Source organism: Pelagicoccus sp. SDUM812002, assembly GCF_031127835.1.
GTDB lineage: Bacteria > Verrucomicrobiota > Verrucomicrobiia > Opitutales > Opitutaceae > Pelagicoccus.
Map to the genome: position 1 here is coordinate 592291 of NZ_JARXHX010000001.1, position 26754 is coordinate 619044.

The 26754-nt window shown below is 52.9% G+C and carries 23 protein-coding genes; 15 read left to right on the plus strand and 8 right to left on the minus strand.

Annotated elements, in window-relative coordinates; all coding sequences use genetic code 11:
- Window positions 1–4: 4 nt before the first annotated feature.
- Together QEH53_RS02390 and QEH53_RS02395 are read right to left on the minus strand one after the other, a co-directional pair.
- Window positions 5–979, minus strand: a complete 975-nt coding sequence (locus tag QEH53_RS02390) for a MoxR family ATPase (protein ID WP_309021522.1) — start codon at window positions 977–979, stop codon at window positions 5–7.
- Window positions 980–1147: 168 nt separating this feature from the next.
- Entirely contained in the window at window positions 1148–1846 is a 699-nt protein-coding gene (locus QEH53_RS02395) for an MTAP family purine nucleoside phosphorylase (RefSeq protein ID WP_309021523.1), read from the minus strand.
- A gap of 173 nt (window positions 1847–2019) precedes the next feature.
- Here QEH53_RS02395 and eno point away from each other — a divergent pair, with 173 nt between their 5' ends.
- The 3 genes from eno to hemH all read left to right on the plus strand — a co-directional run bounded on the left by eno (window position 2020) and on the right by hemH (window position 5408).
- Complete coding sequence (gene eno / locus QEH53_RS02400; RefSeq protein ID WP_309021524.1) at window positions 2020–3309, plus strand: phosphopyruvate hydratase; 1290 nt, start codon at window positions 2020–2022, stop codon at window positions 3307–3309.
- A 489-nt stretch (window positions 3310–3798) separates the two neighbouring features.
- Entirely contained in the window at window positions 3799–4314 is a 516-nt protein-coding gene (locus QEH53_RS02405) for a helix-turn-helix transcriptional regulator (RefSeq protein ID WP_309021525.1), read from the plus strand.
- A gap of 71 nt (window positions 4315–4385) precedes the next feature.
- Window positions 4386–5408: a ferrochelatase gene (hemH, locus tag QEH53_RS02410; protein WP_309021526.1), complete on the plus strand. Its 1023-nt coding sequence runs from the start codon at window positions 4386–4388 to the stop codon at window positions 5406–5408.
- Window positions 5409–5412: 4 nt separating this feature from the next.
- On the opposite strand, the gene meaB is transcribed toward hemH, so the two are convergent.
- The 3 genes from meaB to QEH53_RS02425 are packed head-to-tail and all read right to left on the minus strand — an operon-like array spanning window position 5413 to window position 10843.
- Window positions 5413–6522, minus strand: a complete 1110-nt coding sequence (gene meaB, locus QEH53_RS02415; protein WP_309021527.1) for a methylmalonyl Co-A mutase-associated GTPase MeaB — start codon at window positions 6520–6522, stop codon at window positions 5413–5415.
- Window positions 6519–8702: a methylmalonyl-CoA mutase gene (gene scpA / locus QEH53_RS02420; protein WP_309021528.1), complete on the minus strand. Its 2184-nt coding sequence runs from the start codon at window positions 8700–8702 to the stop codon at window positions 6519–6521. The genes meaB and scpA overlap by 4 nt, the downstream gene beginning before the upstream one ends.
- Before the next feature lie 17 nt (window positions 8703–8719).
- A complete protein-coding gene (locus QEH53_RS02425; RefSeq protein ID WP_309021529.1) occupies window positions 8720–10843 on the minus strand; it encodes a methylmalonyl-CoA mutase family protein in 2124 nt (707 codons plus the stop codon).
- A 173-nt stretch (window positions 10844–11016) separates the two neighbouring features.
- Between QEH53_RS02425 and mce the strand changes: the two genes are divergently transcribed.
- The 6 genes from mce to QEH53_RS02455 all read left to right on the plus strand — a co-directional run bounded on the left by mce (window position 11017) and on the right by QEH53_RS02455 (window position 17041).
- Window positions 11017–11424, plus strand: coding sequence for a methylmalonyl-CoA epimerase (gene mce / locus QEH53_RS02430; protein WP_309021530.1), 408 nt, complete (start codon window positions 11017–11019; stop codon window positions 11422–11424).
- Between the two features lie 51 nt (window positions 11425–11475).
- Window positions 11476–13029: an acyl-CoA carboxylase subunit beta gene (locus QEH53_RS02435; RefSeq protein WP_309021531.1), complete on the plus strand. Its 1554-nt coding sequence runs from the start codon at window positions 11476–11478 to the stop codon at window positions 13027–13029.
- Window positions 13030–13075: 46 nt separating this feature from the next.
- Window positions 13076–13462, plus strand: a complete 387-nt coding sequence (locus QEH53_RS02440; RefSeq protein ID WP_309021532.1) for an OadG family protein — start codon at window positions 13076–13078, stop codon at window positions 13460–13462.
- Between the two features lie 54 nt (window positions 13463–13516).
- The gene (locus tag QEH53_RS02445; RefSeq protein ID WP_309021533.1) at window positions 13517–13909 is read left to right on the plus strand and encodes a biotin/lipoyl-containing protein; all 393 of its coding nucleotides are present in this window, start codon (window positions 13517–13519) and stop codon (window positions 13907–13909) included.
- A 102-nt stretch (window positions 13910–14011) separates the two neighbouring features.
- Window positions 14012–15475, plus strand: coding sequence for a sodium ion-translocating decarboxylase subunit beta (locus QEH53_RS02450; protein ID WP_345785696.1), 1464 nt, complete (start codon window positions 14012–14014; stop codon window positions 15473–15475).
- Window positions 15476–15550: 75 nt separating this feature from the next.
- On the plus strand, window positions 15551–17041 hold the full coding sequence (locus tag QEH53_RS02455) for an acetyl-CoA hydrolase/transferase family protein (protein ID WP_309021535.1): 1491 nt from the start codon (window positions 15551–15553) through the stop codon (window positions 17039–17041).
- 255 nt (window positions 17042–17296) lie between these two features.
- Here QEH53_RS02455 and clpX read toward each other — a convergent pair whose 3' ends face one another.
- Genes clpX through tig form a run of 3 tightly spaced genes read right to left on the minus strand, consistent with a single transcriptional unit; the run spans window position 17297 to window position 20575 of the window.
- Complete coding sequence (gene clpX / locus QEH53_RS02460; protein WP_309021536.1) at window positions 17297–18601, minus strand: ATP-dependent Clp protease ATP-binding subunit ClpX; 1305 nt, start codon at window positions 18599–18601, stop codon at window positions 17297–17299.
- Between the two features lie 9 nt (window positions 18602–18610).
- Window positions 18611–19252 (minus strand): ATP-dependent Clp endopeptidase proteolytic subunit ClpP, encoded by a 642-nt coding sequence (gene clpP, locus QEH53_RS02465; RefSeq protein WP_309021776.1) that lies wholly within the window; start codon window positions 19250–19252, stop codon window positions 18611–18613.
- Between the two features lie 18 nt (window positions 19253–19270).
- Window positions 19271–20575, minus strand: coding sequence for a trigger factor (gene tig / locus QEH53_RS02470; protein ID WP_309021537.1), 1305 nt, complete (start codon window positions 20573–20575; stop codon window positions 19271–19273).
- 207 nt (window positions 20576–20782) lie between these two features.
- On the opposite strand from tig, the gene QEH53_RS02475 reads away from it, so the two are divergent.
- The 6 genes from QEH53_RS02475 to QEH53_RS02500 all read left to right on the plus strand — a co-directional run bounded on the left by QEH53_RS02475 (window position 20783) and on the right by QEH53_RS02500 (window position 26752).
- Window positions 20783–21454: a hypothetical protein gene (locus tag QEH53_RS02475; protein WP_309021538.1), complete on the plus strand. Its 672-nt coding sequence runs from the start codon at window positions 20783–20785 to the stop codon at window positions 21452–21454.
- Window positions 21451–22608, plus strand: coding sequence for an alanine racemase (gene alr, locus QEH53_RS02480; protein ID WP_309021539.1), 1158 nt, complete (start codon window positions 21451–21453; stop codon window positions 22606–22608). The genes QEH53_RS02475 and alr overlap by 4 nt, the downstream gene beginning before the upstream one ends.
- 268 nt (window positions 22609–22876) lie before the next feature.
- Window positions 22877–23371, plus strand: coding sequence for a hypothetical protein (locus QEH53_RS02485; RefSeq protein ID WP_309021540.1), 495 nt, complete (start codon window positions 22877–22879; stop codon window positions 23369–23371).
- Between the two features lie 124 nt (window positions 23372–23495).
- Window positions 23496–23996, plus strand: a complete 501-nt coding sequence (locus QEH53_RS02490) for a low molecular weight protein arginine phosphatase (RefSeq protein WP_309021541.1) — start codon at window positions 23496–23498, stop codon at window positions 23994–23996.
- 30 nt (window positions 23997–24026) lie between these two features.
- Window positions 24027–24989 carry a DUF368 domain-containing protein gene (locus QEH53_RS02495; protein WP_309021542.1) on the plus strand — a complete coding sequence of 321 codons (963 nt, stop codon included), beginning with the start codon at window positions 24027–24029 and terminating at the stop codon, window positions 24987–24989.
- Window positions 24990–24997: 8 nt separating this feature from the next.
- Complete coding sequence (locus QEH53_RS02500; protein ID WP_309021543.1) at window positions 24998–26752, plus strand: hypothetical protein; 1755 nt, start codon at window positions 24998–25000, stop codon at window positions 26750–26752.
- Window positions 26753–26754: the final 2 nt, after the last annotated feature.

The window sequence follows — 26754 nt, forward strand, 5'->3', positions numbered from 1 at the left end:
TCGCTTACTTGGGTTGCGGGATAGCATTGAGCAAACGCCCCAGAATCCCTTCCACCATACGACGCTCTTCTAAGGCGTCGGAGGATGGACGGCGGAGATTGAGACGATGGCCCATCACGGACTGGGCAACCTGAAGTACATCTTCTGGAATTACGAAATCACGTCCCAAATATAAGGCTCGGGCCTGGGAAGCGATTTTCAGAGCGATTCCACCTCGAACACTGATACCAGCCTTGAACTCGCTTTCTGTACGGGTGGCGGTTATCAGCTTCAGCATGTATTCGAGTATGGAGTGCTCGATGAATACTTTCTTCACGGTGGCCTGCATTGTTTCGATGGCAGCAGGTTCTACCGCATCTTCCACTACCATTTCGTCGTAGCTAGGGTTCCCGTCGGCCAAAATCTCCAACTCGCTTGCGGGGTCAGGATATCCCATTTGGAGACGCATCAAAAAGCGGTCCATCTGGCTCTCCGGCAATGGAAACGTTCCCTCGTAATCCACTGGGTTTTGAGTCGCGATCACCATGAAGGGCGTTCCTACCCCATAGGTGTTTCCGTCGACCGTCACCTTTCCATGGTCCATCACCTCCAAGAGACTCGACTGGGTCTTCGGTGTGGCGCGATTGATTTCGTCAGCTAGTACGATGTTTGAGAAAATAGGACCGGGTTTAAAATGGAATTCACGGTCGCGCTCATCGTAGATCGACACGCCGGTAACGTCTGTCGGCAGCATGTCGCTCGTGAATTGGATCCGCTTGAATTCTGTATCCATCGCTTTGGCCAAGCAATAGGCTAAGGTCGTTTTCCCCACCCCAGGCAAGTCCTCGATCAAAACATGACCGCCGGCAGCGAGACAAATAAGCGCTTGATCGATAACGTCTTCCTTTCCCTTGATTTTGGAACGCATAGCTTCTCGCAACCGACTGAGAGTTGCGCGAGACTCGTTGAGGGCGTTAGCAGGAAGAAATTCGCTCATCATAAGATCTTAGGGTGTAACAATTTAGCTAAGGTTGTTCGAACTCCCTCTTTATCGGCATTCGGAGGCTCAAATTTACTGAAGACTGAGGGCATTTCCTTGGGAAATGCTGCCTCCACCCACAGAACAACTTTAGCACTCAAAAGCATACCCTTGGTGACTCTCCAAATGCTAGGAGCAAATCCGCAAATAGTCCACGAGCTCAGATAGGAAACAGTTGATTGTAGCCTGGTTCTTGGCGACCAACCCTCGAAACGCTTCCAGGGAAAGCTGGGAAGAACTTACGCCGTGGGCATAGTTGTCGACCATGCAAAACGCAGTGAGATCCAAACCTCGCTCCAAAATCAAATCCGCCTCGTTCGCGAAAGTCATTCCGACGAGATCCCCTCCCAGCGCCTTCACCGCTCGCACCTCCGCTCTTGTCTCAAAACGCGGACCTGGAGTCTGCATGTAAATTTTGCCCGTCAAAATTGGCTGACTACAGCGTGAACGGATCGCCTCTAAATGGCGGTTGCCGATGACAGGAGCGAATGCACTCATCCGGTCGTCGATGAAGGTCATGGGAGCAAAACTCATGTAGTCTTGGCAGGACACCAAGCTGCCGGGGGGAATATCCACCGTGACCGACCCCACGGAGCTAAGCGTCACTACAGACTCCACCTCAAGCTGGCACAGGGCCTCGATATTAGCCCGATAGTTAATTTTGTGAGGTGGCAACGCCCTTTCGAAACCATGACGGTTCATGGCGACGTGTTTGCCATCCGTCTTGACCACGACTTTACCAAACTCGGTCTGGACGCTCCGCACCTGCCAATCCTCAAAGGTATCCGTCTTCTCAATGCTCGTCCCACTAATGATGGCGATTTTCATTTCTACTCGAAATAGCTCGTCGAGCGGCGCCTGACAAACACCTAAAAAGCAAATAATGAAGTGCACGCGAATGTTGCGCTTCCCAGCCTTGCATTTCCCCAGAGCCCAGTCATAAGTTCCAGCCCTTCGTCGGGATCTGCCCGCCGGAAAATCGTTAAATATCACAAAAGAAAATGACGACTGATATCATAGACATCAACGCACGCGAGATCCTCGACTCACGCGGCAACCCAACAGTCGAAGTCGACGTAATACTCGCTTCTGGAATCATCGGCCGAGCAGCCGTTCCATCGGGAGCCAGCACCGGCGAGCACGAAGCACTCGAGCTCCGCGACGGCGACAAGAGTCGCTACCTCGGCAAGGGCGTCAGCAAGGCAGTTGACAATATTCACGAGCTCATCCTCCCGGAGATCGAAGGCATGGACGCTTGCGACCAAGTCGCCATCGACAAGGCAATGATCGAGCTCGACGGCACCAAGACCAAGAGCAAGCTCGGCGCGAACGCCATCCTCGGCGTTTCCCTCGCAGTCGCCAAAGCAGCCGCTCAAGCTTCCGGCCTCGAACTCTACCAGTACATCGGCGGACCTAACGCCAAGACTCTTCCGGTTCCGATGATGAACATCATCAACGGCGGTTCTCACTCGGACGCGCCAATCGCGTTCCAAGAGTTCATGATCCGTCCCGTCGGCGCTCCTTCCTTCAAGGAAGGTCTCCGCATGGGTGCAGAAGTATTCCACGCCCTGAAGGCGATCTTCAAGAAGCGTGGCCTCTCCACCGCAGTCGGTGACGAAGGTGGTTTCGCCCCTACTCTCGACGGTACCGAAGACGCGCTCGAGTCCATCATCCAAGCCGTCAAGGACGCTGGCTACAAGCCAGGACGCAAGGCAGACGGCGGCGACGTCTCCATCGCACTCGACTGCGCCGCTTCCGAGTTCTTCAAGGACGGCATTTACGATTACACCAAGTTCGAAGGTGAAAGCGCGGCCAAGCGTAACTCCGAAGAGCAAGCAGCTTTCCTCAAGGAACTCTGCGACAAGTACCCCATCGACTCCATCGAAGACGGTATGGACGAAAACGACTGGGACGGTTGGGTCGCAGTAACAAAGGTTCTCGGCGACACTTGCCAGCTCGTTGGTGACGACCTCTTCGTAACTAATGTCGACTACCTCTCCAAGGGCATCAAGCTCGGCGCTGGTAACTCCATCCTCATCAAGGTCAACCAAATCGGTACGCTCACTGAGACTCTCGACGCGATCGAAATGGCTCACCGCGCGGGCTACACTTCCGTTACGTCTCACCGTTCCGGTGAAACGGAAGACGCGACCATTGCCGACCTCGCCGTTGCTACAAACTCCGGCCAGATCAAGACCGGTTCTCTTAGTCGCTCCGATCGTATCGCCAAGTACAACCAACTCCTCCGCATCGAGGAGCAACTCGGCGAAAACGCACGCTACGGCTGCTAGTCGTAGTTGGCTTTTCACTACGCTAAAAATTTCAAAGCCCGACGCGATACACGTCGGGCTTTTTTTTGAGACATTACACGGCGATTAGACAACGACCGAAATCCGAGACCAATTCGATATTCCCATTAGACAAAATTCTTCGTCTAGTTACACTCGAATTCGACACCTCTCGAAGACTTGAAGAGGACTCTAGGTCACGGGAAGCTTCGACTTACTGCACCACCGCTGCTCTACCATTGTGAGCCCACATGGATCTGGAAAGTTGAGTCTCTACCAGACTCACACCCTACTGGTGGTCTTCGACGGCCGCGGAATTCTAGAAATCGACGAAAAACGCTCCGAATTGCCAGGGAATCTGCGATTTCCTAACCAGGTTCCCGGCTGGAGGCCCGCCAACACCTCCCCCCCCTGTTTCTGTTCCTTGCTCGCTTCGACATTCTGGATACGTCAAATCGCGCAGCTTCCAAGGATGAGCCACCGCAAAAGTCCTTGAGCGTATTCGTCCGAAAAGTACGCCACCTAGAAACGTTCGCCGAAGTCGCAGTCTCTCGCAAATCGAGCGATCCGCTTTTTCAGGACGCCATTAATATGCTTATCCGACTACTCGTTGAAGAAACCAGCAACCACTCTGACGAATTCGACTCTCATGCGTATGAAGCCTTGCACGCCGTCGAAAACGACCTCGCCCGCAAACTTACAATCGCCGCCCTCGCAATCGAAGCAGGTATGGCCAAAAGCCCGTTTGCTCGCTGCTTCCGCCGTATGATGAACGAACCGCCGATTCAATACGTCATTCGCCGTCGCAGGGAGGAAGCCAAACGGCAAATCCAGCAACCCACTCTGCCTATCGAGGAGATCGCCATCAACCTCGGCTACAGTGACTTCAGTTTCTTCCGCGAATTGTTTCGAAAACGCCTCGGATACACAGCTGAATCTCTTAGGGAAAATCGAAACTTTTGGAGCCATCCATTTCAGCTATCGAAACTTTCGACGGCTGCTATTTAACGCAAAATGCCCCCAATTGCCGCAGTTTTCTTGATGCTTGCCGCGTCACCCCATTTATACAGCACACTACTATGAGCGAAAACGCAGTACTTCTCGTAAACCTAGGATCACCTGACTCGACATCCACAGAGGACGTGCGTCGCTATTTAAGGGAGTTCCTCTCCGACGACCGCGTTCTGGACACTTGGAAGCCACTGCAGCAGTTCGTCCTGAACTGCTTCATCCTGCCGACACGACCAAAACGCTCCGCCGAAGCCTACAAGAAGGTTTGGACCGACGAAGGCTCCCCTCTCATCGTCACCAGCAAGAACCTACAAACGCTTCTGCAAGAGAAAATCGAGCCCACTGTAGAACTCGCCATGCGCTACGGGAACCCATCGATTCCGGAAGCCATCGATCGCATGAAAGCCAACGGAGTGAAAAACGTTTTCCTCGTTCCTCTCTACCCGCACTACGCCATGTCCAGCTACGAAACCGTCGTTGTGAAAGTCATGGAGGAGGTTGCCGCCCAAGCACCCGAGATGAAGGTCACTACCCAACAGCCATTCTACAATGACCCCTCGTACATCGAAGCCCTCTACAAGAGCGCCAAACCGTATCTAGAAGACGAATACGATCACCTCTTATTCTCCTACCATGGCATCCCAGAGCGCCATCTTCGCAAAGGCGATCCTTCCAAAGGGCATTGCACAATCGTCAAAGACTGCTGTACCACTTGCAACCCAGCTCACGCCACTTGTTACAAGCACCAATGCGTCAAGACCACCGAGCTCTTCGTTAAACGAGCAGGCATCCCAGACGGCAAGTGGTCCATCTCGTTCCAATCAAGACTCGGACGGGAGCCTTGGCTCATGCCTTATACTGACCATGTCCTCGAGGAGCTACCGAAGCAGGACAAGAAGAGGCTCATTGTCATGACGCCCGCCTTCGTCTCCGACTGCCTGGAAACGCTCGAAGAAATCGCTATGGAAGGAAAAGAGGAATACCTCGAAGCCGGAGGCGAAAGCTTCGTAGCGATTCCCTGCATGAACGAACACCCCGCTTGGATCCAATTCATGGCCGACAAGTCCATGGAGTGGTTGGCGACGAAGTAACCAGCTAGCACGAAACTTCCATTATTTTCTCAACCGCTTCGATCACTGGTATTCTTCCCGCGGATACATCTATCTCTAGCTCGGCGAAGCTACTGCTAAGCCCCTGCTCGCGATAGAACGCTTCAAGGACTCGCTGCTCCAACAAGGAGCGAAACCATTTCGCATTTTGCTTGGCTCGGATTTCGTCGAATCGCTTCTCCGCTTTCAGCGTCTGGCAAAACTCCTGGACCATTTCCCAGATCTCCCAAACGCCTGTTCCTTCTAGACCGGAACAACAAAGTGCTTTCGGTTCCCAACCTTCGGTGAACGGGTGCAGGTGATGAAGCACGCGAGCGTATTCACCGCAGGCCACCTTCGTTCGGCGGACATTGTCGCCATCGGACTTGTTCACGACGATGGCGTCCGCCATTTCGATGACGCCTTTCTTGATGCCCTGCAACTCATCGCCAGCGCCTGCCAATTGTAGCAAGAGAAAGAAGTCCACCATTGAGCGGACCGCAATTTCGCTCTGCCCGACTCCCACAGTTTCGACAAAGATCACTTTGTATCCAGCGGCTTCACACAGGATGACGGATTCACGTGTTTTGGCTGCCACGCCACCGAGTGTTTTACCCGCCGGAGACGGACGAATAAACGCCCGAACATCGCGGCAAAGATTCTCCATGCGTGTCTTGTCACCGAGGATACTTCCTCCCGTTACAGAACTGCTCGGATCGACCGCGAGTACGGCCACAGGATGATCCGCTTCGCAAAGCATCTTACCCATGCACTCTAGAAACTGACTCTTGCCGGCACCGGGAATTCCCGTGATGCCGATACGAACAGAATTTCCAGAATGCGGCAGACAACGACGCAACAACTCGCGAGCGATTTCTTGATGTCGTGGAGCCTCGCTTTCGACACAGGTGATGCCGCGAGCCAGCGCCGTACGGTTTCCGGCCAGAATTCCCTCGTAGAGTTCGTCTGCATCCAGAGGACGCCGACGCGGCCGACGCACGACTTTGATCGGGGGCGAAGCTTCGACCTTTCCGGCCATTACTTCACCCGCAAACTTTGTCTTGTCGGCGTCGCTCGGATGCCACTCTGGCGAACGGGTTTTACCCTTTTCGCTCATGCGTCCTCTTCCAGCGTGTCGATCAAGGTCTCGAGGATCTTCTTCGCGGACTCTGGGATGATGGTTCCAGGACCAAAGATCGCGCTCGCTCCATTTGCATAGAGGTAGTCGTAGTCCTGTGCAGGAATCACCCCGCCGCAAACAACCAAAATATCCTCGCGTCCATGGGACTTCAAGGCCTCGACCAACATGGGCAGCAGTGTCTTGTGCCCTGCAGCCAAGGAACTCATGGCAAGTACGTGCACATCGTTTTCCACCGCTTGACGAGCAGCCTCCTCCGGAGTTTGGAAAAGCGGACCGATATCCACATCGAATCCAAGATCTGCATACGCGGTCGAAACCACCTTGGCGCCACGGTCGTGTCCGTCCTGGCCTAGCTTGGCGACCATGATTCGGGGGCGACGGCCTTCGAGCTTTTCGAACTTTTTGACGAGCTTACTAACTTCATCCATAGAGCTACCCTTTCCAAATTCCTTCGAGTAAACGCCTGAGATCGAACGGATCTGCGCCTTGTATCGGCCAAAGGTCGCTTCCATCGCATCCGAGATTTCGCCTAGCGAAGCACGGGCTTGCGCCGCCTCCACTGCGAGTCCGAGCAAGTTTCCCTCACCTCCCGCAGCGCAAGCTGCGAGTGCGTCGAGAGCTGCCTTGCACTTGTTAGAGTCGCGATTGGCTCGGAGCTCAGCGAGACGCTTAATTTGCGAGTCACGCACGGCGGAGTTGTCGATGTCGAGGATCTCCAGCGGATCTTCCTTCTCGAGACGGAATTTGTTGAGTCCCACAATTGTTTCCGCGCCGCTGTCGATACGAGCTTGGCGACGGGCAGCCGCTTCTTCGATACGAAGCTTTGGAATGCCTTCTTCGATCGCTTTGGTCATGCCGCCGAGAGACTCGATCTCTTCGATATGGGCCCAAGCCTTTTCCATCAACTCCTTGGTCAAGGACTCTACATAGTAGCTGCCGCCCCAGGGATCGATCACATCGCAAATACCCGTCTCCTCCTGGAGGAAGAGCTGTGTGTTACGCGCGATACGTGCCGAGAAATCAGTCGGAAGCGCGATGGCTTCATCGAGGGCATTTGTATGCAAACTTTGGGTATGTCCACAAGCAGCGGCCAATGCTTCGATCGCAGTACGGGCGACGTTGTTATATGGATCCTGCTCAGTGAGCGACCAGCCTGAGGTCTGAGAGTGCGTTCGCAGAGCGAGCGACTTAGGATTCTTGGGGTTGAACTGCTTGACGAGCTTTGCCCAAAGCAGACGTGCTGCCCGCATCTTGGCGACTTCCATGAAGAAGTTTTTGCCGATCGCCCAGAAGAAGGAGAGTCGCGGCGCGAAGCTGTCGATATCAAGCCCCGCGTCCACGCCCTTTCGGAGGTACTCGAGCCCATCGGCGAGGGTATAACCCATTTCAAGGTCAGCGGTGGCCCCCGCTTCCTGCATGTGGTAACCGGAGATAGAGATAGAGTTGAAGCGAGGCATCTTTTGCGAGGTGAACTCGAAAATGTCTCCTATGATCTTCATACTGGGAGCTGGCGGGTATATATACGTGTTACGCACCATGAACTCCTTGAGAATGTCATTCTGTATCGTACCGCTAAGCTGGTCGAGGGTACATCCCTGCTCGAGTGCTGCTGCAATATAGAATGAGAGGACCGGAATAACCGCCCCATTCATAGTCATCGATACGGAAACCTGGTCGAGTGGGATCTTGTCGAAAAGGATCTTCATGTCCTCTACCGAATCGATCGCAACGCCAGCCTTGCCGACATCTCCAGAGACACGCGGGTGATCACTGTCGTAACCGCGGTGCGTTGCCAAGTCGAATGCGACCGAGAGCCCTTGCTGTCCGGCGGCAATGTTGCGGCGGTAGAAAGCATTCGACTCTTCCGCCGTGGAGAAGCCCGCATACTGACGTACCGTCCACGGACGGAAGACGTACATCGTGGCGTATGGACCGCGGAGAAACGGAGCCAAACCGGCCGTGAAGCCGAGATGGTTCATGCCTTCACAGTCTACCTTGGTATAGAGCGGCTTAACCGGGATGCGCTCCATCGTCTCGTGGGACGTTTCTGCGGGAGCCTTGCCGTTTTCGGCTTTGAAGGACTCTTCCCATTTGGAAGGTTGAGCCTCTGTCCCGTTCGCCTCTAGGGCAAGTGTCGAGAAATCTACTGTTTTCATCGTATTAAATTTTTCAATTACAAGACGCCCAACCATTCGAGATAGGCCTTGTTCACTTCATAGTTGTTTGACTTGACGAAAATGTAATCGTCGAGTCCGGCTTGCTTGAACGCTTCAAGGTTTTCACCTGGGAATCCCGCTAGGAGCAGTTTCATATCTGGAGCCGCCGTTTTCAGGGACTCGGCCAAAGCGGGGACGGTCTCCATATAGTCGGGATCCGTACCGCAGATCACAGCGATTCGCGCTCCTGACTTAATGAAGTCCTTTACGCCCGTACCGATATCCTCGATACCATTTGAATACTGACACTCGAAACCACCGGCCGCAAAGAAAGACCGCGTAAAGTCGGCTCGAATCTTGTGCTTCTTCAGCGGACCGAGATTTGCGAGGAAGATCTGCGGAGCGGTACCGGTCTTTTGCTGGTACTTAGAAGCGGCCGCTCTCAAGGCTTCGTAGTTTTGAGCCAATCGCCAGCTGGGTAGTGGCACGGACAGACTCTCTTCTACTGCGTCTGAACGGAAGAGTTGGGTGATACAAGCGGCCGTCGCCCCTTTTTCTACCGCATCGACCAGAATTCCGACCTTCCCATCATCCGCTGCATTTTCATATGCCTTTCGGACCGATGCACAATCGTTCGACGCACGACGTAATTTCGCCGCTTCACGAGCTCTTTCCTTGAACGCCGGAGTCGTTACGATTCCCCGCTTCAAAGGCTTCTCCTCTAGATTTGGATACTGGTTGGTACCAATCAAACTGGCACGGCGTTGTCCTAGCGTCGCCTCCCGACTTGCACGGGTGGCAGTGAGCGTCTCTTGCCATTTTCCAGATTGGAGCGCAGTCAGAATACCACCGTCTTTTTCGATTCCCTGAAAAGTTTCCCACGCCTTTTTGGCAAGTTCTTCTACCAACGAATCAATGTACCAGGAACCTCCGGCTGGGTCGATGACGTGAGTCAGTTCGCATTCTTCCTGAAGAATCACTTGCAAGTTGCGAGCTATCCTACGCGAGAAGTCGTCGGGCAAACGCACTGCTTCATCGAAACAACCAACGCAAACACTCGAAGCGCCGCCGACCACTGCGGAAAATGCTTCAGTCGTCGTACGCAGCATATTAACGTACGGATCTAGCTGCGTCTTGTTCGCCATACCCGTTCGAGCATGGATCTGCATGCGGCAAGCTTCTGGACCGCCTCCCAACTCCTTGACTATCTTCGCCCACAATATGCGGGCTACCTTGAACTTGGCTATCTCCATGAAGAAGTTCCCACCAATCGAAAGGGTGAAACGAACTTGGGCAGCGGCGTCGTCGACCGAAACGCCTCTCTCGTCCATGGCCCTTAGATAAGCCAGACCCGAAGCCAGTATACTGGCTAGTTCCTCGGTCGCGCTGGCTCCAGCACCGTGGTACGGAATGCCGCTAATTCCAGCCGAAGTGAAATTAGGGGAGTTCTTGGCGTTTTGCTTCACCAGCAAGGACAGCTCGTCCAGGAGGGCATTGAGCGATGCGGGCAACTTGCCTCTGCTAGCTAGGACTCCGTACGGATCCATGTTGAGGCCTCCCTTCACCTTGGATGGATCGAGCCCTTGGCTCTTCATCCAAGCACTAAAGAGAGCTTGGGTCGCGAGCCCCGCGCAACCAGACTGGAAATAAACTGGCAAGTAGTCTGCCTTCAATCCCCCGAAAGCCACTTTCAGGTCATCCAAGGTAGCTAGAGAAAGACCACACTCCCCCACCTGAGCGTCTTCAGCTTGGTCCGGATCCATACCGAGCTGGGTCGCTACGTCCAGCAACGCGTTTACCGCACTCTGCCCAGCATCGAGATCCTTTAACAAAGCTTCGTTGAAGACCGCCGGATCTCCGTAAGGCTGCTCTTGGGCAATTTCCCATGCATTTCCCAAGTAACCGCTCGCATTCGCTCCGCGAGCGAAATTTCCCTCGCCGGGCGCGTCAGTTGATGTTTTCAGTTCAGCGACATCCTCAAGTCGGTAGATCGGCTGCAGCACGATCCCTTCGGGAGTCTTCGTAAGCATACGTTTCTCGAAAGGAGCGCCCTTAAGCAACGCTTCCGCCGCTTCACGCCACTCTTCGTAAGTCGCTTGTTTAAAATCTTTTAGAAGATCTTGGTTCGTTTCTGTGCTCATGTTGAAATGTCGGTCTAGCGAGTCCCGGAGCGAAGCGAAATCCTTCCTCTAGCCGTGCCCCTCAAGGCTCTCGCATCAAAACTGTTAAATTAGTTAATGTGATATGTAAGAATGTTTGACTTTAGAATTTCTTATCGTCAAGTCTCATTTAAAGACAAACCTATCTTTAAATAATGATTCAGCAAATCGACCACATTGGAATCGCGGTGAAGGACCTAGAGAAGGCTTCTCGCTACTACGAAGAATCGCTCGGCCTCGAGCTCCATGGCACTGAGGTTGTCGAATCCCAAAAGGTGAAGACTGCTTTCTTCGCCGCAGGCGACGTGCACATCGAGCTTCTCGAAGCGACTGCTCCGGATAGTCCGATCGCCAAGTTCATCGAGAAAAAGGGTGAAGGCATCCACCATATCGCGTTCCGCACTGACAATATCGAGTCGCAGCTCGGCAAGGCCAAGGACAGCGGCGTCGCCCTGATCCATGAAGTGCCTATCGAAGGGGCTGGCGAAAAGCTTGTCGCTTTCCTGCACCCGAAGTCGACCTACGGCGTCCTGACCGAACTTTGCATGAGCAAGAAGGATTAAGCGGGCTGCAACGGTAATACGCCAACGCAATTCAAGAACACATTTCGAAACATGAGCATTAACCCAAAATTGTTGGAAGACCTTTCCGCAAGACGTAAAACCGCGGAACTCGCGGGCGGAAAAGACAAACTGGATAAACGCAAAGCCAAGGGACAACTCTCGGCCCGCGAGCGCCTCAAGGCCTTATTCGACAACGGTGAATTCCAGGAGTTCGGCCAGCACGCCGCCCACACCTGCCACCGTTTCGGCCTCAAGGACAAGAAGCTACCCGGAGACGGCGTGGTTTGCGGAGCTGGCTTCGTGGATGGTCGACCCGTTGCGGCCTTCAGCCAGGATTTCACCGTCGGAGGTGGAGCCCTGGGACGCATTCACGCCAAGAAGATCTGCGATCTTATGGACTATGCTCACGATACCGGTATTCCCGTCGTTTCTGTAAACGACTCCGGCGGAGCTCGCATCCAAGAGGGTGTGGATTCACTTTCTGGATACGGTCAGGTGTTCTACAAGAACGTCTTCCTCTCCGGTGTCGTGCCCCAAGTCGCCATCATCGCCGGCCCTTGCGCTGGTGGAGCAGCCTACTCGCCAGCTCTTGCCGACTTCATTATCATGACTCAAAAGAACGCGAACATGTTCATTTGTGGTCCCGGCGTTATCAAAGCAGCAACTGGCGAAAACGCGTCGCTGGAACAATTTGCAACTGCTGCCGCACACGCTTCAGTCGCAGGTAACATCCACATTGTCGCCGACGACGACAAGCACGCCATCGAGCTGGCAGCGGAACTTCTCTCGTTCATGCCCAGCAACAATATTTCAGATCCCCCACACCAGCTCGACGCTGATTGGGAGATTCCCTACGACCCACGCATGAATGAGGTCGTACCCGACACCAATAAAATGCCGCTCGATACCCACGAGGTCATTTCATATCTGGTGGACGACGCTCACTTCTTCGAAATCATGCGAGATTTCGCTCCGAATATTATCACGGGGTTTGCCCGTATCGGAGGCATCATCGTCGGTATCATCGGGAACAACCCGAAAGTGAAAGCCGGCACTCTGGACATTGACTCGTCCGATAAGGGAGCGCGCTTCATTCGTACCTGTAACATTTACAACATCCCCATCGTCAACCTTGTCGACGTTCCCGGATTCATGCCGGGGCTTGCCCAAGAGCGTGGCGGTATCATTCGTCATGGAGCGAAGATGCTATTTGCCTATGCATCCGCAACGGTACCAAAGATCACCCTCATCATGCGCAAAGCCTACGGCGGAGCTTACCTCGCTATGTGTTCGGCTGACATGGGAGCAGATGTCGTCTACGCTTGGCCAACTGCGGAGATAGCGGTCATGGGAGCAGAAGGCGCTGTGGGCGTTCTCTTCAAGAGGGAGCTATCCGATGCGGAAGACCCGGCCAAGCGCACGGCCGAGCTCGTGGAAGAGTATCACGATGAATTTGCATCGCCTTACCAAGCGGCGGCGAACGCAATGATCACCGACGTGATCGAGCCCGCGGAATCGCGCTCGAAAATAGCTCAGGCGCTCCGTCTCACGCTTTCCAAGCGCGATACCCGTCCACCCAAGAAGCATGGCAATATCCCTCTCTGATCGAGTCGCTGGATAAATACCAAGAAATGCACACCTTAAGGCTATCATGATTCCTACCATAGCAGCATTCGCCGCCAAACCGACCGTGATGGAGAACGTATCATTCATAGTGATCGGCTTTCTCTTCGTACTCGTCGTGCTGGCAACCCTCTCAATCGTCACGACGATAATCGGAGCTCTTTGCACCCGGCTCATCAAAGAGCCAGAGGCTAAGAAGCCGCAAGCGGCGTCCATCTCCAGAAAGCCGGAACCAAGAGCAGACGGCATCGAGACGGAGGGAGACATACCCGAGCACATCATCGCGCTCATCGCGACCGCAACGCATGTCATCCTGAAAGGGCGGCCACAAAAGATAGTAAGCATCAGAGGCTCTAGCCAAGGCTGGGCTCAAGAAGGTCGCAGGGAGATCTTCTCCTCCCACCGCGTCCGCTAGAACAAACACGTATCCATCAGAAACTTACATAATAATTTTCAGACACCATTTCATATGAAGCACCTACGCATCACAATCGAAGGCAAAACTTACGACGTCGACGTCGAGATACTCGGCGAGGAAAACGAGCCCAGTAAGCGCTCCGCAAACTCTGCCCGCTCTCGGCCGGCTGCAGCCGCTGCTCCCGTAGCAGCAGCTCCCGCCCCTGCGGCGACCAGTTCCGCTCCCGCTGAAGCTGGCGACGTTCCAAGCCCACTTTCGGGCAAGGTCGTTTCCGTCGACGTTAAGATCGGCGACACGGTTGCTGCCGGAGACCAAGTCGTAACGCTTGAAGCCATGAAGATGAACACCATCGTCAGCGCTCCCGCTGCAGGTACCGTTACCGCCATTCATGTATCCGACGGACAATCGGTGGATGAAGGCGGAGCCCTTCTAACCCTTTCATAGCCCGGACCAGTTCCAGAAACCATCCACCCAAATGCTATGAAGCAAATCGAAGAGCTATTCTACCAAACGGGATTCTTCGCTCTCGAGTGGCGCATGATAGTCATGTGGCTCGTGGCGGCAGTTCTCCTCTACTTGGCGGTGTTTAAAAAGTTCGAGCCCTTGTTGCTCGTCCCCATCGCCTTCGGAGCGCTGCTCGCGAACCTGCCGACGCAAAACATGGTCAACCCGCCGGCCGGGCCTATCCTCAGCCCAGTCAGCGGAACGGTCATCGTTTCGACCGTCGAGCTAGACCAAAAGGTCAGCATGCCGGCAGTCGTCCACGAGATGCCAAACTTGGTCGGCCAACTGAAAAAGAAGACCGAGGCGGAAGCCTTGCTTCTCGATCAATTCGCCAAGGCTGAAGTACAAGGGCAAACCTTGTTATTCGTCGTCAGGCCGGACCGCCAGCAGAGTTTCGCAGTCGACCCAGACTTCACTGAGATCGATGTCACCGTAAACTCGGTACCTGTGTCGATACGTTCAACAGACAACCTTGTTTGGGCCAACGCCTCCGGCAGTATCGCAGAACTTGAGGTTTCAAGCGGGGACCGCGTCGTCCAAGGCGCCCGATTAGCGCAGGTCCACAGTCAGCATACTGGAGGGTTCTTCCACTACATCTCCCTCGGCATCATCCTAGAGCTGTTCCCACCGCTGATTTTCCTCGGCGTAGGCGCCCTGACTGATTTCGGCCCCCTCATCGCAAATCCTCGCACCCTCTTGCTAGGAGCAGCTGCCCAATTCGGCGTGTTCGCTACCTACGCAGGTGCCATGGCAATGGGGATCTTCAATTCCAGCCAAGCGGCTGCCATCGGGATCATCGGCGGGGCCGACGGGCCGACTTCCATCTTCCTTGCCAATAGCCTCGCTCCTGAACTGCTTGCTCCGATAGCTGTAGCTGCCTACAGCTACATGGCTCTGGTTCCCGTCATCCAGCCTCCTATCATGAAGGCCTTGACCACGGAAAAGGAACGCAAGATTCGCATGAAGTCTTTGCGAAAAGTGTCGCGACTCGAGAAGCTAATATTCGCCCTAGTTGTAGTGATATTCTGCATACTTCTGGTTCCTGCTGCATCGCCGTTGATCGGACTTCTCTTGCTCGGCAACTTCCTCCGTGAATGCGGGGTAACCGAACGCCTCTCGAAAGCCGCGCAAAACGAGCTGATCAATATCATCACAATCTTTCTCGGAACGAGCGTCGGCATCACTATGACAGGTGACCGGTTCTTGAAAACGGAAACCTTGGCTATTCTCGGACTAGGCATTGTGGCCTTCGGTATCGCTACGTCTTCCGGAGTCCTCATGGCGAAGTTCATGAACCTGTTTTCCAAGAACAAGATCAACCCGCTCATCGGTTCAGCCGGCGTTTCCGCCGTACCGATGGCAGCGCGAGTCAGCCAGGTTGAAGGACAAAAGGCGGATTCCGGCAACTTCCTTCTCATGCATGCCATGGGACCGAATGTAGCCGGCGTCATCGGCACTGCCCTAGTGGCAGGCTATTTCATGACTGTGATGGGCGGCGGCCATTAGGCTCACGCTCACGATTGATTATTCCAGAAAAGACCGCGCGGCTAACCCGCACGGCACGAATTACTACAGATAGAAATGAATAAGCTCAAAGAACTCACTCCAGAGGAAGCAGCTAGTTATATAACAAACGGCATGACGATCGGTTTCAGTGGATTTACTCCTGCTGGCGCTGCAAAAGTCGTCCCCACCGCGATCGCGAAATTCGCCAAGGAGGAGCACAGCTCCGGGAGGGAATTCAAAATAGGCGTCATTACCGGAGCTTCGACCGGTGACTCCCTCGATGGCGAGCTCGCTAGGGCTGACGCGGTTGCATGGCGAACTCCCTACCAGTCCGACAAATTCCTGCGCAAGAACATCAATATCGGTAAAACGAAGTTCTTCGACATGCATCTTTCCCAGCTGCCGCAAAACCTGCGCTACGGATTCTTGGGCAAGGTAGATGTCGCAGTGATAGAAGCCAGCGAAGTTCAGCCAGACGGAAAGGTGATCCTTACCACCTCGGTAGGCGCATCGCCGACACTCGCACGGGTCGCGGAAAAGGTCATCATCGAGCTCAATACTTCGCATCAAGAGTCACTTTATGGCTTGCACGACATTTACGAGCCCCTCGATCCGCCGCTTCGTCGCCCGATCAACCTCTGCCGCTGCGATGGTAGAATCGGAACGGAATACGTACAAATAGACCCGAACAAGATTGTTGGCGTTGTGGCGTCCGACAAACCAGACGAGATCGGCGGATTCCGCGAATCCGACGAGACAACGATGAAAATTGGTGAGAACGTAGCTACCTTTCTCGCAAGCGAAATCCGTTCGGGCCGCATACCCTCGGAATTTCTTCCGATCCAGTCAGGAGTCGGGAACATTGCCAATGCGGTGTTAGGAGCTCTCGGAGACAACGATGACATTCCAAGTTTCGAAATGTACTCGGAAGTGATTCAAGATTCCGTGATCAGCTTGATGAAGGAAGATAAAATCAGGTTTGCCAGCGCGACTTCGCTTACTTTGAGCCCGGAGATTTTGAAGCAAACGTATGACAATTACGACTACTTCAGACGCCGTCTCCTCCTTCGTCCACAGGAAATCTCCAACAATCCGGAGATCATTCGCCGTCTGGGTATCATTTCCATCAATACAGCGATTGAAGTAGACTTATTTGGAAACGTGAACAGCACCCACGTCATGGGTAAGGAAATGATGAACGGAATCGGAGGGTCGGGCGATTTCACTCGCAACGCCTATATCTCGATTTTCACATGTCCATCCATAGCCAAAGGGGGAGCTATCAGCACGATCGTTCCGTTTGTGAGCCACCTCGACCACAGCGAACATAGCGTGCAGGTACTTATTACGGAGCAAGGCATAGCCGATCTGCGATCCAAGGACCCCCAAGGCAGGGCCAATGCAATCCTAAACAATTGCGTACATCCCGAGTACCGTGACCAGCTTCTCGAATATTTCCACAGTTTCAAAGGCGGTCATACACCCCAGACGTTGAAAACTGCATTCCAGATGCACGAGCGTTTCTTGGAATTCAAGGATATGCGAGGTCCGCAACTAACAGTTTAAACAGGTTCCTAGATGCCACCCTGTGGCACATCCCGCCATTGGGGCAGTGTTCCGCGAGGAATACTGCCCTTTTTCGTTTTGTGGCTCTGACAGGGCGGAGCGGGTCGAAACGGCCGGTCCAGCGACTAGTGTCTTTGAGGGACGACTTCCAAGTCGACCTACTCCCACATCATCATCTCCTTCTCAACCGGTGTTGGAACCAAAAAGCCACCCTCATTGAGGGTGGCTTAGAAATGTTTAGTATTCATTCAGCGATTACGCTGCGTCCTTCTTGGACTCCGACTTTTTGAATACCGGCTTCTTCTTTCCGAGAACGACGTCGCGATTGATGACGACTTCATCGATATCGTCACGGTCTGGAATCTCATACATGATCTCGAGTGTGAGGTTCTCCATTATGGAACGCAAGGCACGGGCTCCCGTCTTGAGTTCGATGGCCTTCTCCGCCACCGCCTTAACGGCACCTGGAGTAAGATTCAGTTTTACACCATCGATCGCAAACAACTTCGAATATTGCTTGATGATCGAGTTCTTGGTGTTGAGAAGAATGTTCTCCAAATCTTCAACGCTGAGTTGCTCCAACACAGATACGACCGGCAAACGGCCAATGAATTCGGGGATCATTCCGAATTTCACTAGATCTTCCGGCTCGATCTTCTTCATGACATCCTCACCAGAAAAATCCTGCTTGCTGCCTGCTCCGAATCCGAGCGTCGAGCCACCAGATCGTTTCTGAATAACTTCATCGAGACCCACAAAGGCGCCGCCACAGATAAAGAGAATCTTCGAAGTATCGACTTGAATGTACTCTTGATTCGGATGCTTGCGGCCTCCTTGGGGTGGTACGTTACAAGTCGTGCCTTCGAGGATTTTGAGCAGTGCTTGCTGTACCCCTTCTCCAGAAACGTCTCTTGTGATCGATACGTTTTCCGTTTTGCGGCCGATTTTGTCGATTTCGTCCACGTAAATGATTCCGCACTCCGCACGCTTCACGTCATAGTTAGCCGACTGGAGCAAACGAAGTACGATGTTCTCTACGTCGTCACCCACGTAGCCTGCTTCGGTTAGCGTAGTGGCGTCTGCTATGGCGAAAGGCACGTCTAGAATACGGGCGAGATTGCGAGCGAGGAAAGTCTTGCCAGAGCCAGTGGGGCCTACGAGCAAGATATTACTCTTATCGACCTCGATATCAGCGTATTCGGATGGAGGAGCCGCAATCACAGCCTCTTCATCGCCATCGCCACCACCTTGCTTGCCGACTTCGAAGCCGAGACGCTTGTAGTGGTTGTAGACGGCTACTGAAAGAACTTTTTTCGCGTGGACCTGCCCGATCACATGCTGATCAAGGACGGCCTTGATCTGCGCTGGCTTGATAAGCTTGAAGGCGGGTTTTTCCTCGTCGGATTTCTCCTCACCACCGAGCTCGCGCTCAATGATGGTTTTGCACACCGACACACACGCGTCGCAAATGTAGACGCCGGGACCGGCAATCATCTTGCGGACCTCCGACTGCGATTTACCGCAGAAGGAACAAAGGGTCATGCGTGAAGATTTAGCCATATCTGAGAATTACTTTTCCGTCTTAGGATTGTTGCCAGTGTAAACGTGGTCGATGACGCCGTAGTCCAATGCTTCTTTCGAAGTCATCCAGTAGTCGCGGTCCGAGTCTTTTTGGATCCGCTCCACCGATTGGCCTGTCTTTTCAGCCAACACTTGATTCAACGTTTCGCGCCAGCGGATGATTTCCTTGGCTTGAATAGAGATGTCAGAAGCTTGCCCTCCAGCTCCACCCGATGGTTGGTGGATCATGACTCGACTGTTAGGCAATGCGTAGCGCTTACCCTTGGTCCCGCCGGCGAGCAGGATCGTGCCCATGCTCGCAGCCATGCCGATGCACCATGTAGAGATCTCACAAGACAAGAAGTTCATCGTGTCATAAATCGCCATTCCTGCAGTGACGCTGCCACCGGGAGAGTTGATGTAAACGTTGATATCCTTCTTGGGATCCTCCATTTGGAGGAAGAGCAGCTGCGCGATAATAGCGTTGGCAATCTCGTCGTTGATGGGCGTACCGATAAATACGATACGGTCCTTCAAGAGACGGGAGTAGATATCCATGCTACGCTCGCCGCGTCCGGTGTTTTCTATAACGTTGGGTAAGTAGTATGACACGTTGGGTAATTTATTTGATGCGGATTGCCACCTAGCTATCTAGGCGTCGGCTCGTGACTAAGCCTCGGAGACCTTAGCCTGATCGACCAAGAATTCAAGAGTCTTATCGTATAAGAGGGACGACTGAATGCGACGAACTTGCTCTTGGTCCTTGCGAAGGTCCTTCACGATGGCATCCGGCTTCTGGCCGGACTGGTAGGCTCGCTGCATAATGAAGCGGCTCATGTCCTCGTCAGTCACTTGAATTCCTTCCTTGGTCGCGATCTGAGTTAGTATGAGTTGCAGCTTTACCGCTTCAGAGGCTGCCGCACGGGACTCCGCGTGGATCTGCTCTTTGTTTTCCTCGAGCTTGTCTTGGGCTACGCCTTTGCGAACGTTGTTTTGCACGACTTGTCGCATCGCCATTTCGGTCTCGAAATCGACAAGACTCTCAGGAAGTGGAATGTCTACCTTTGCAGCGATCGCTTCAGTTACCTGACGGCGGATATCAGCACGGCGATCTTGGGTCTTCTTGCCCTTAACCATTTCGGTAACGCGATTCTTGAAATCTTCTACGCTTTCAACGCCTTGAGCCTTGCAGAATTCCTCGTCGAGAGCGGGAAGCTTACGCTCGCGAACTTCTTGAACGTCAACTGCGTAAACAGCCTTCTTGCCCTGGAGTGGCTCGACATTGAAGTCAGCTGGGAATTCTACTTCGATCTCCTTCTTGTCGCCGGTCTTCAGACCCTCGAGTCCGTCGCCGAGACCAGGGATAAGGCCATGCTCGGAACCGATCTCTTCCCAAGTCTGGGGCATTTTGGCATAAACAGGCTTTTCCGGGGCGATTTCGCTGATCGGCTGACCGTCGATGGTGCCCTCGTGCGAAAACTTGACGTAGTCGCCGTTGGCAGCTTCGCGTTCAACTGGGACGAATTCAGCACGCTCTGTACGAATACGATCGATCGCCTCTTCGACGTCGGCATCGGAAACCTCTTCCGAAAGGCCGGTTACCGGTAATTCCTTATAGTCAGCAATCTCGAATTCCGGACGAATGTCTACCGTGAATTTTAACTCGGCATCCTGGTCTGCCGCGATGTCCGCGTCAGCAAGATCCACTACATTAATAAGATTGAGAGACGCTTCCTTGGTACCGTCTTGGTAAGCCTTGGAGATCACGCGCTGGCGGAGCTCGTCCTTGATCTGCTTGCCGAAGCGCTGGCGGATCATATTGACCGGCGCCTTTCCTGGGCGGAAGCCAGGAATCTTCGCCTGCTTAGAGAACTGCTTGAGCAGTTCGGCCTCTTCGGCAGCGATTTCGCTAGCTTCAAAAGAAACCGCGAGGGTTTTACGGGTATCGTTGACGTCTTGTATGTCGATTTTCACAGCGTATAGCGGGTGTCCAGGTTTCAGTTAGCCGGAGAAAATCGCGCAAACTAGAAGACATTTTTCCAGTCGGTCAATGGAATTAGGCAAGTCAGAGAGCAAAAGCCAATTGGCCAGCCTCCGCCCGGACCAATACCCTTGAAGCCGCTTTCGCCAATTCGCGCTTGTGCGGCGCTCGATTCACTGCTGACTGTGCTTGCTCGCAAAATGTCAGACCAAGCGCCGGAATACCCTCTCCTCGTACTAGATACCTCGTCCCGCAAGACTTGGGTCGGCCTGAAGCTAGACGCCCACGGCCTGATAGCAAAATCCGAGTCGCAAGATCCGAGCAAAACTCTCTTCAAACTCGTCGACGCAGTATTGGACGAAGCGGACATTTCACTGGAAAATATCGCTTCCATCGCATTTTGCGCCGGTCCTGGATCGATGCTGGGAGCTCGTACCGCATCGATGGCTATTCGCTCATGGAAAGGCATCGGCATCGAAGCAGCCAGAAACGTTTACTACTATAATAGTTTGGCGGTCGGAGGTCTGATCGCATCTCGAAAACTAAAGGCATCGGGAATCGTAGTAACAGACGCTAGACGATCTTCTTGGAACGCACTGCCTTTCCCGAACCCTTCCAAGCAAGAATTACACTTGATTTCCAACGAAGCTCTGGAATCTGCAGAAGGGCTCCTCGTTACCTTCGAAGAATTTCCGAGTTGGACCCAAACCGGTGCCGCACTTACCCGACTGTCCTACGATCCAAGTCCTATTTTCTCGGAAGAGTTGTATCTTCCGATGCTTACACCCGCCCGCGAAGCCAGTCCAATTACCGTGCGCACCAACGACTACAAGAAATGGGAGGCAAAAATCCACTCCGCGCCCGAAGCATGAATGGACTCGACCAATTTCCGAGACGTTGCTGGGCCGAAATAGACCTTGCCGCGCTGGAGCGTAACCTGAGTGCGATCAAAAAGGCACTCCCCCCACACGTCCGCTACATAGCCGTTGTTAAGGCCGACGCCTATGGGCATGGTATGCATCAGACAGTCGCTAGACTCATGCAAGCAGGCATCGAGATGTACGGAGTAGCGAATGTAGCCGAAGCTGCAACGATTCGGGAGATTGGGGGCACGGGCTGGTCGATCTTAATTCTCGGAGCCACACTCAAAGAAGAGGCGCAATTTCTCTTCGAATACGATCTGATCCCAACTCTCTCGAGCGTCGAGGAGGTCGAATTTCTCGACACCTTGGCTGCCGAACGCAACACCGTATTGAAAGTGCACCTGAAGATCGACACTGGCATGGGACGTCTCGGCATTTGGCACGAATACGCCCACACATTGTTCGACTCCGTAAAAGAAGCCAAGAACCTCCAACTAGACGGTATATACACTCATTTCTCCCATGCGGAAACGGATGTAGAATTTACGGAGCGCCAGAGGCGACGCTTCATGACCGCCATCTCGGCAGTTAGTTGGATCAAACCAGAAGACCTGCTCATCCATGCTGATAACAGCGCTGGATTGACGAGTTTCACTCCAGGGAGCACCTATAATGCTGTACGAATCGGGCTACTCCAATTCGGGATCACCCCCTACGCCCAATCCCTTTTCGCGCGTGTCCCGACGACTCCAATTTTCAGCTTTAAGACTCGCATCTCGATCGTAAAGGACCTGCCCGCTGGAACCGAGATAAGCTACGGAAGGACCTGCCGCCTTAAGCGCCACAGTAAAGTGGCTATCCTATGCGCAGGCTATGGAGACGGTATTCCACGTTCACTGAGTAACAAAGGGTTCGCACTCATAAAAGGACAACGTTGTCCGTATCTCGGACGCGTGACTATGGATCAAACGATTATCGACGTCACCGATCTCGATCCTACCCCGCTCGCGGGAGAGGAAGTATGCCTCATCGGAGCACAAAAGGGAGGTGAGATAAAAGTCGAGCAGTTCGCTCGCTGGGCAGGTACCATTTCATGGGAAATCCTATGCTCCATAACCAAGCGGGTTCCTAGAATTTACAAAACATCGATCGCGACTGGTTAGCACTTCGCTTAATAAGGCTCATTAGGTGCACTTAGCGTGACCCAACAGGTGTCTCGCGCGTTGGGCCTAATTTGCAATCAATTGCCCAGCAATGGCTTGAGTATTTCTTCAGGTAAAAGCGGAACCATTTAGGCACTTCCTGAATCCAAAGCAATACGGATTCCGTAAACCGTGGGTGTACTACCATCGTAAGAAAATGGTTGCTGTTAAAGTGCTTTAAGTACTTTTACTAAATCCAATCAGACGTAAAACACTTCAATCTACAAACATGCTACGCTCTTCACTTCTGAAGATATTCCTAGGTCTCGCCCTAGCGACTCCAATCACGATTCACTCAGAGCCTTCTCTACGAACGAATGAACGCGAGCTGACGCTCGTTAGTTCCAGTGACCAACTGAACGAGGCGATTCAGCAAATTATCGCAAAACGTCCTCCGGTGGACGACTTCGGCGTTGTTCTCGCCAATATCCACGATTTTCCCGAAGAGTTGGTACGAATCGCGAAATCGGATCTCAAATTTTCAGATCGCCTTCAGATTGTAAGCATCGAAAAAGATTCTCTTGCTGACCAACTCGGTCTCAAGCCAGGCGACCAACTTCTGCAAATAAATAGCTTTTACATCTCTCGAGGACAGTCCGCACTCAAACAATTCGCCGAACGCGTCGAGCCCGCAGTAGAGTGGGAGGGAGAAATCACGACCACCATTATACGAGACGGTTTCGGCCAAAACCACTCGAACGCCGGATCAGGAAAAAAGGGTTGATTGGCTATAAACTTCCCCGAAACGCCCGCTCCCGAGCGGGCGTTTTCTGTGATCCATGCTAAATCGCATCGCCGCCTAAATCGGCTGTTTACAGATCGATCTCTTAAGCTAGCTTCGAGCGAGCATGCCCGACACTCCCAACGAAATCGTTTTTGTCTGTACAGCAAACACGTGCCGAAGCCCAATGGCTGCCGCCCTCTTCCGACACGCCCTGAACGCGCAAGACGGTCCGATAAAAGATCTTAAAATCTCCTCAGCTGGCGTATCCGCATTTCCAGGACAGGCGGCAAGCAAAAACTCTGTAGAAGCCCTCAAGAAAGTCGGAATCGATTTGGAGAGCCATCAAAGCCAAAGCCTCAACCAGCCGTTAGTAGACAACGCCATTGCGTATTTCTGCATGACCGACTCACACCTCGCCATGTTGAACTACCAAATCGATCCACCTCCCGCCAACGCGTTTCTTATGAGACAGTTTATCGGGAACGACACCGACAATCAGATCCCCGATCCCTTCGGCGGCGATTTACGCCAGTACGAAGCCTGCAGAGATAGTATGGTGGAGGCGATACCTTCGCTCATTGAGGTCGTGAAGAAGCTACTCGAAACTCTCAGCGATTCGGAGTAAGGATATTATAACCATCTTAAACCTAGCCAAATGGGATCCTACCTATTCCTCTTCCTCAAGGGCATTGCTATGGGCGCTGCCAATGTAATTCCGGGTGTAAGCGGCGGAACTATCGCGTTCGTCACCGGCATCTATCAAGAATTTATCGACAGCCTGAAGGCATTCGATCTTCAGGCTCTAAACCTCGCTCGACGCTTCCAAATCAAGGAACTGGCAGCACACCTAAACCTTAAGTTTCTCATTCCCTTGGGACTGGGCGTTTTCATCAGCCTACTGTCATTCGGCAAAGCACTCGATTGGCTTTTCAGCAACCAACCGGTCCTCGTCTGGAGTTTCTTCTTCGGGCTCATCTTAGCATCTGTCTACTTTGTATCCAAAAATATTAGACAACGTTCGCTGACTGTTTACGTCACATTTGCGCTTGGGACGCTAGCAGCCCTCGCATTAGCATTTCTGAAACCGGCTGAAGAGAACCCAGCATACTTCTACGTCGCGATATGCGGAATGGTAGCAGTATGCAGCATGATCCTACCCGGGCTTTCAGGCTCTTTCGTGCTAATTCTCATGGGTAACTACCAGTTAGTAATGCTACAAGCTGTGCCCAATTTCGTCGAATCGATCCTCATTGCTGATTCGGACGCGATCATCAGCAACCTCCAAATCATCGTACCATTTGCAGTTGGTGGCGGAATTGGCTTCATCATTCTTTCGCGTGCGATTTCTTACCTTCTCGAACGTTTCCACGATTCCACGCTCAGTACCTTGACGGGATTTATTTTGGGGTCCCTCGTCATCATCTGGCCATGGAAGAACGAAGTCTACCTGACGGACGAGATCGGAGTGCTCGTGCTGAAAGACGAAGAGAAAATAGTCCAAGGTTATGAATGGTTCGTTCCCTCCCTCGGGGACACAAATACCTTACTCGGAATCGCGTTGATGGTAGTCGGAATATTCGCCGTCGCCCTTTTAGAAAGAACGGCTCAGAGAAGCTAAAGAGACGTATGGGAAAGAAGACAGCGATCGGGTCCACACTCTTTCTTGCGCTCATCTCCGCCAGCTATTTTCTCTACTCCCATTTCATCGGCTTCGAACGCGAACCTCTGGACCACAAGCTGCCCGCCGATACCTACGCTTCAGTCTCAATACGTCACCTCCGGAAACTCGGAATCGCAATTGCCACCGACGAGCAGCTTCAGGCTTCAGCCCAGGTCATTCAGGGGGTTGGTAAGATTCTAGAAGCATCGATTCCCTCTCTCGATCTAACTGGAGAGGATTCTGAAATCGACGAGGCATTGTTGCTCTCCCTTTCAAAACACTTCAAAACGCAACTAACAATCGCTGCCATACCGGTTTCCAAAGAAGCGAATAGTACGATCGATTTCGCGCTGCTGTCCGACTTCTACGGGCATTCCGTGGATTTTGCCAAAACACTGAACGAGATCAGTCGCCAGGCTACATCGTCCACTGGAATCGACTTTCGATGGGACATAAGAAGCCGGAAAAGCATTCCTTACCAAACGCTCGTCCCTTCTCTTTCTAGAATTGATTCCAATCTCCCAGATATAGACCTCAGCTGGAGCGTTTACGAAGACACATTCTACCTTTGTTCGTCTCCCTCATCTCTTGAGAAATTACTCGATCACGCCCTCTTAGAATCTTCACCAAGCACTCAGGGTCTCCTGGATAAACATGAGATTTCAGAAAAGGTCCCCTCGGCAGATATTACGATTTTCGTAAACGCGTTACCGACCCTCAATCGGCTAGCCCTCGACCTAAGAAATGACCTGATCGCATCCGGAGGGCTCGCAGCCAGCTTTTCACCGCAAGTCTTTCTCGAAGAACTCGGACTCAACCGGATAGAGTCTTTCGCGTCTGCAATTGAACTTACAGGCAACCAATCTGCGTATTCAGGTATCACGTACAAAGGTAGCATACCTCTAGTCTCGGCTATCAAAGCCCAAGACGAGAGCATTAGTCAACCGCTTGTCACGTCATCAATCTATTCCTACGAACACCTGGGATTGGACGCGGGGGAGTCGCTATCGCAGATCAAGAACGCTTTTCTAAAGGCGGCGCCGCTTGCGAATTTCCCTTACTTCGGTCTAAGGTCGAAAATTAAACGCGATAGCGGATGGGACTTCGAGGAAGTGCTTCCGAATGCATTCGAGCCCCAAACTACTCTGCTACAAACCTTCGACTTTGGCACAGGTCGAAGCTCATTTGGTGATATCCAAGAACAAGTCATTCTCGACACAGCGATTCGATTCAAGCTTAGCAGCGATTCAAGGATCACGGAAATCATAGGCAGCCAGATTCCAAATCTACTGCAGATTACCTCCGTCAAAGCCAACCGAGAAGGAAACACTCTCTACGTCGACCGGGACAGAGACTCAACTGTCACTAGCAATCGCCTCGCACTGTCATTCGACAACAACTACATTACCGTTGGAAGCGGGACTCTGAAAAGCTTTCACATATTTCTGGAACAAGAGTACCAGGTCCAATCATTCACGCAACCAGAGGGTGACGAACCGATTCTCGTCGGCAGCGGGTCACTGGTGGCAACGAACTTGCCGGCGACGCTTTTCCAGCTCGCAGCTGTTCTCTACCAACAGGTTAATAATACTCCCAATATTCCAGCGGCCTTTATGGACTTCGATTGGAGTAGCCTAACTATCCTCGAGCAAAATCGGATATCAAAAAGCTACCAAAACGAAGGGCACTTGTACCGTGTGTCGAGACAAGTCGCCGAATAAAA

Excerpts from the sequence above, each read along its gene's own strand:
- QEH53_RS02390 (WP_309021522.1), bottom strand. The coding sequence starts at position 979 with ATGATGAGCGAATTTCTTCCTGCTAACGCCCTCAACGAGTCTCGCGCA.
- QEH53_RS02395 (WP_309021523.1), bottom strand. The coding sequence starts at position 1,846 with ATGAAAATCGCCATCATTAGTGGGACGAGCATTGAGAAGACGGATACC.
- eno (WP_309021524.1), top strand. The coding sequence starts at position 2,020 with ATGACGACTGATATCATAGACATCAACGCACGCGAGATCCTCGACTCA.
- hemH (WP_309021526.1), top strand. The coding sequence starts at position 4,386 with ATGAGCGAAAACGCAGTACTTCTCGTAAACCTAGGATCACCTGACTCG.
- meaB (WP_309021527.1), bottom strand. The coding sequence starts at position 6,522 with ATGAGCGAAAAGGGTAAAACCCGTTCGCCAGAGTGGCATCCGAGCGAC.
- scpA (WP_309021528.1), bottom strand. The coding sequence starts at position 8,702 with ATGAAAACAGTAGATTTCTCGACACTTGCCCTAGAGGCGAACGGGACA.
- QEH53_RS02425 (WP_309021529.1), bottom strand. The coding sequence starts at position 10,843 with ATGAGCACAGAAACGAACCAAGATCTTCTAAAAGATTTTAAACAAGCG.
- mce (WP_309021530.1), top strand. The coding sequence starts at position 11,017 with ATGATTCAGCAAATCGACCACATTGGAATCGCGGTGAAGGACCTAGAG.
- QEH53_RS02435 (WP_309021531.1), top strand. The coding sequence starts at position 11,476 with ATGAGCATTAACCCAAAATTGTTGGAAGACCTTTCCGCAAGACGTAAA.
- QEH53_RS02440 (WP_309021532.1), top strand. The coding sequence starts at position 13,076 with ATGATTCCTACCATAGCAGCATTCGCCGCCAAACCGACCGTGATGGAG.
- QEH53_RS02445 (WP_309021533.1), top strand. The coding sequence starts at position 13,517 with ATGAAGCACCTACGCATCACAATCGAAGGCAAAACTTACGACGTCGAC.
- QEH53_RS02450 (WP_345785696.1), top strand. The coding sequence starts at position 14,012 with ATGTGGCTCGTGGCGGCAGTTCTCCTCTACTTGGCGGTGTTTAAAAAG.
- QEH53_RS02455 (WP_309021535.1), top strand. The coding sequence starts at position 15,551 with ATGAATAAGCTCAAAGAACTCACTCCAGAGGAAGCAGCTAGTTATATA.
- clpX (WP_309021536.1), bottom strand. The coding sequence starts at position 18,601 with ATGGCTAAATCTTCACGCATGACCCTTTGTTCCTTCTGCGGTAAATCG.
- QEH53_RS02475 (WP_309021538.1), top strand. The coding sequence starts at position 20,783 with ATGTCAGACCAAGCGCCGGAATACCCTCTCCTCGTACTAGATACCTCG.
- alr (WP_309021539.1), top strand. The coding sequence starts at position 21,451 with ATGAATGGACTCGACCAATTTCCGAGACGTTGCTGGGCCGAAATAGAC.
- QEH53_RS02485 (WP_309021540.1), top strand. The coding sequence starts at position 22,877 with ATGCTACGCTCTTCACTTCTGAAGATATTCCTAGGTCTCGCCCTAGCG.
- QEH53_RS02490 (WP_309021541.1), top strand. The coding sequence starts at position 23,496 with ATGCCCGACACTCCCAACGAAATCGTTTTTGTCTGTACAGCAAACACG.
- QEH53_RS02495 (WP_309021542.1), top strand. The coding sequence starts at position 24,027 with ATGGGATCCTACCTATTCCTCTTCCTCAAGGGCATTGCTATGGGCGCT.
- QEH53_RS02500 (WP_309021543.1), top strand. The coding sequence starts at position 24,998 with ATGGGAAAGAAGACAGCGATCGGGTCCACACTCTTTCTTGCGCTCATC.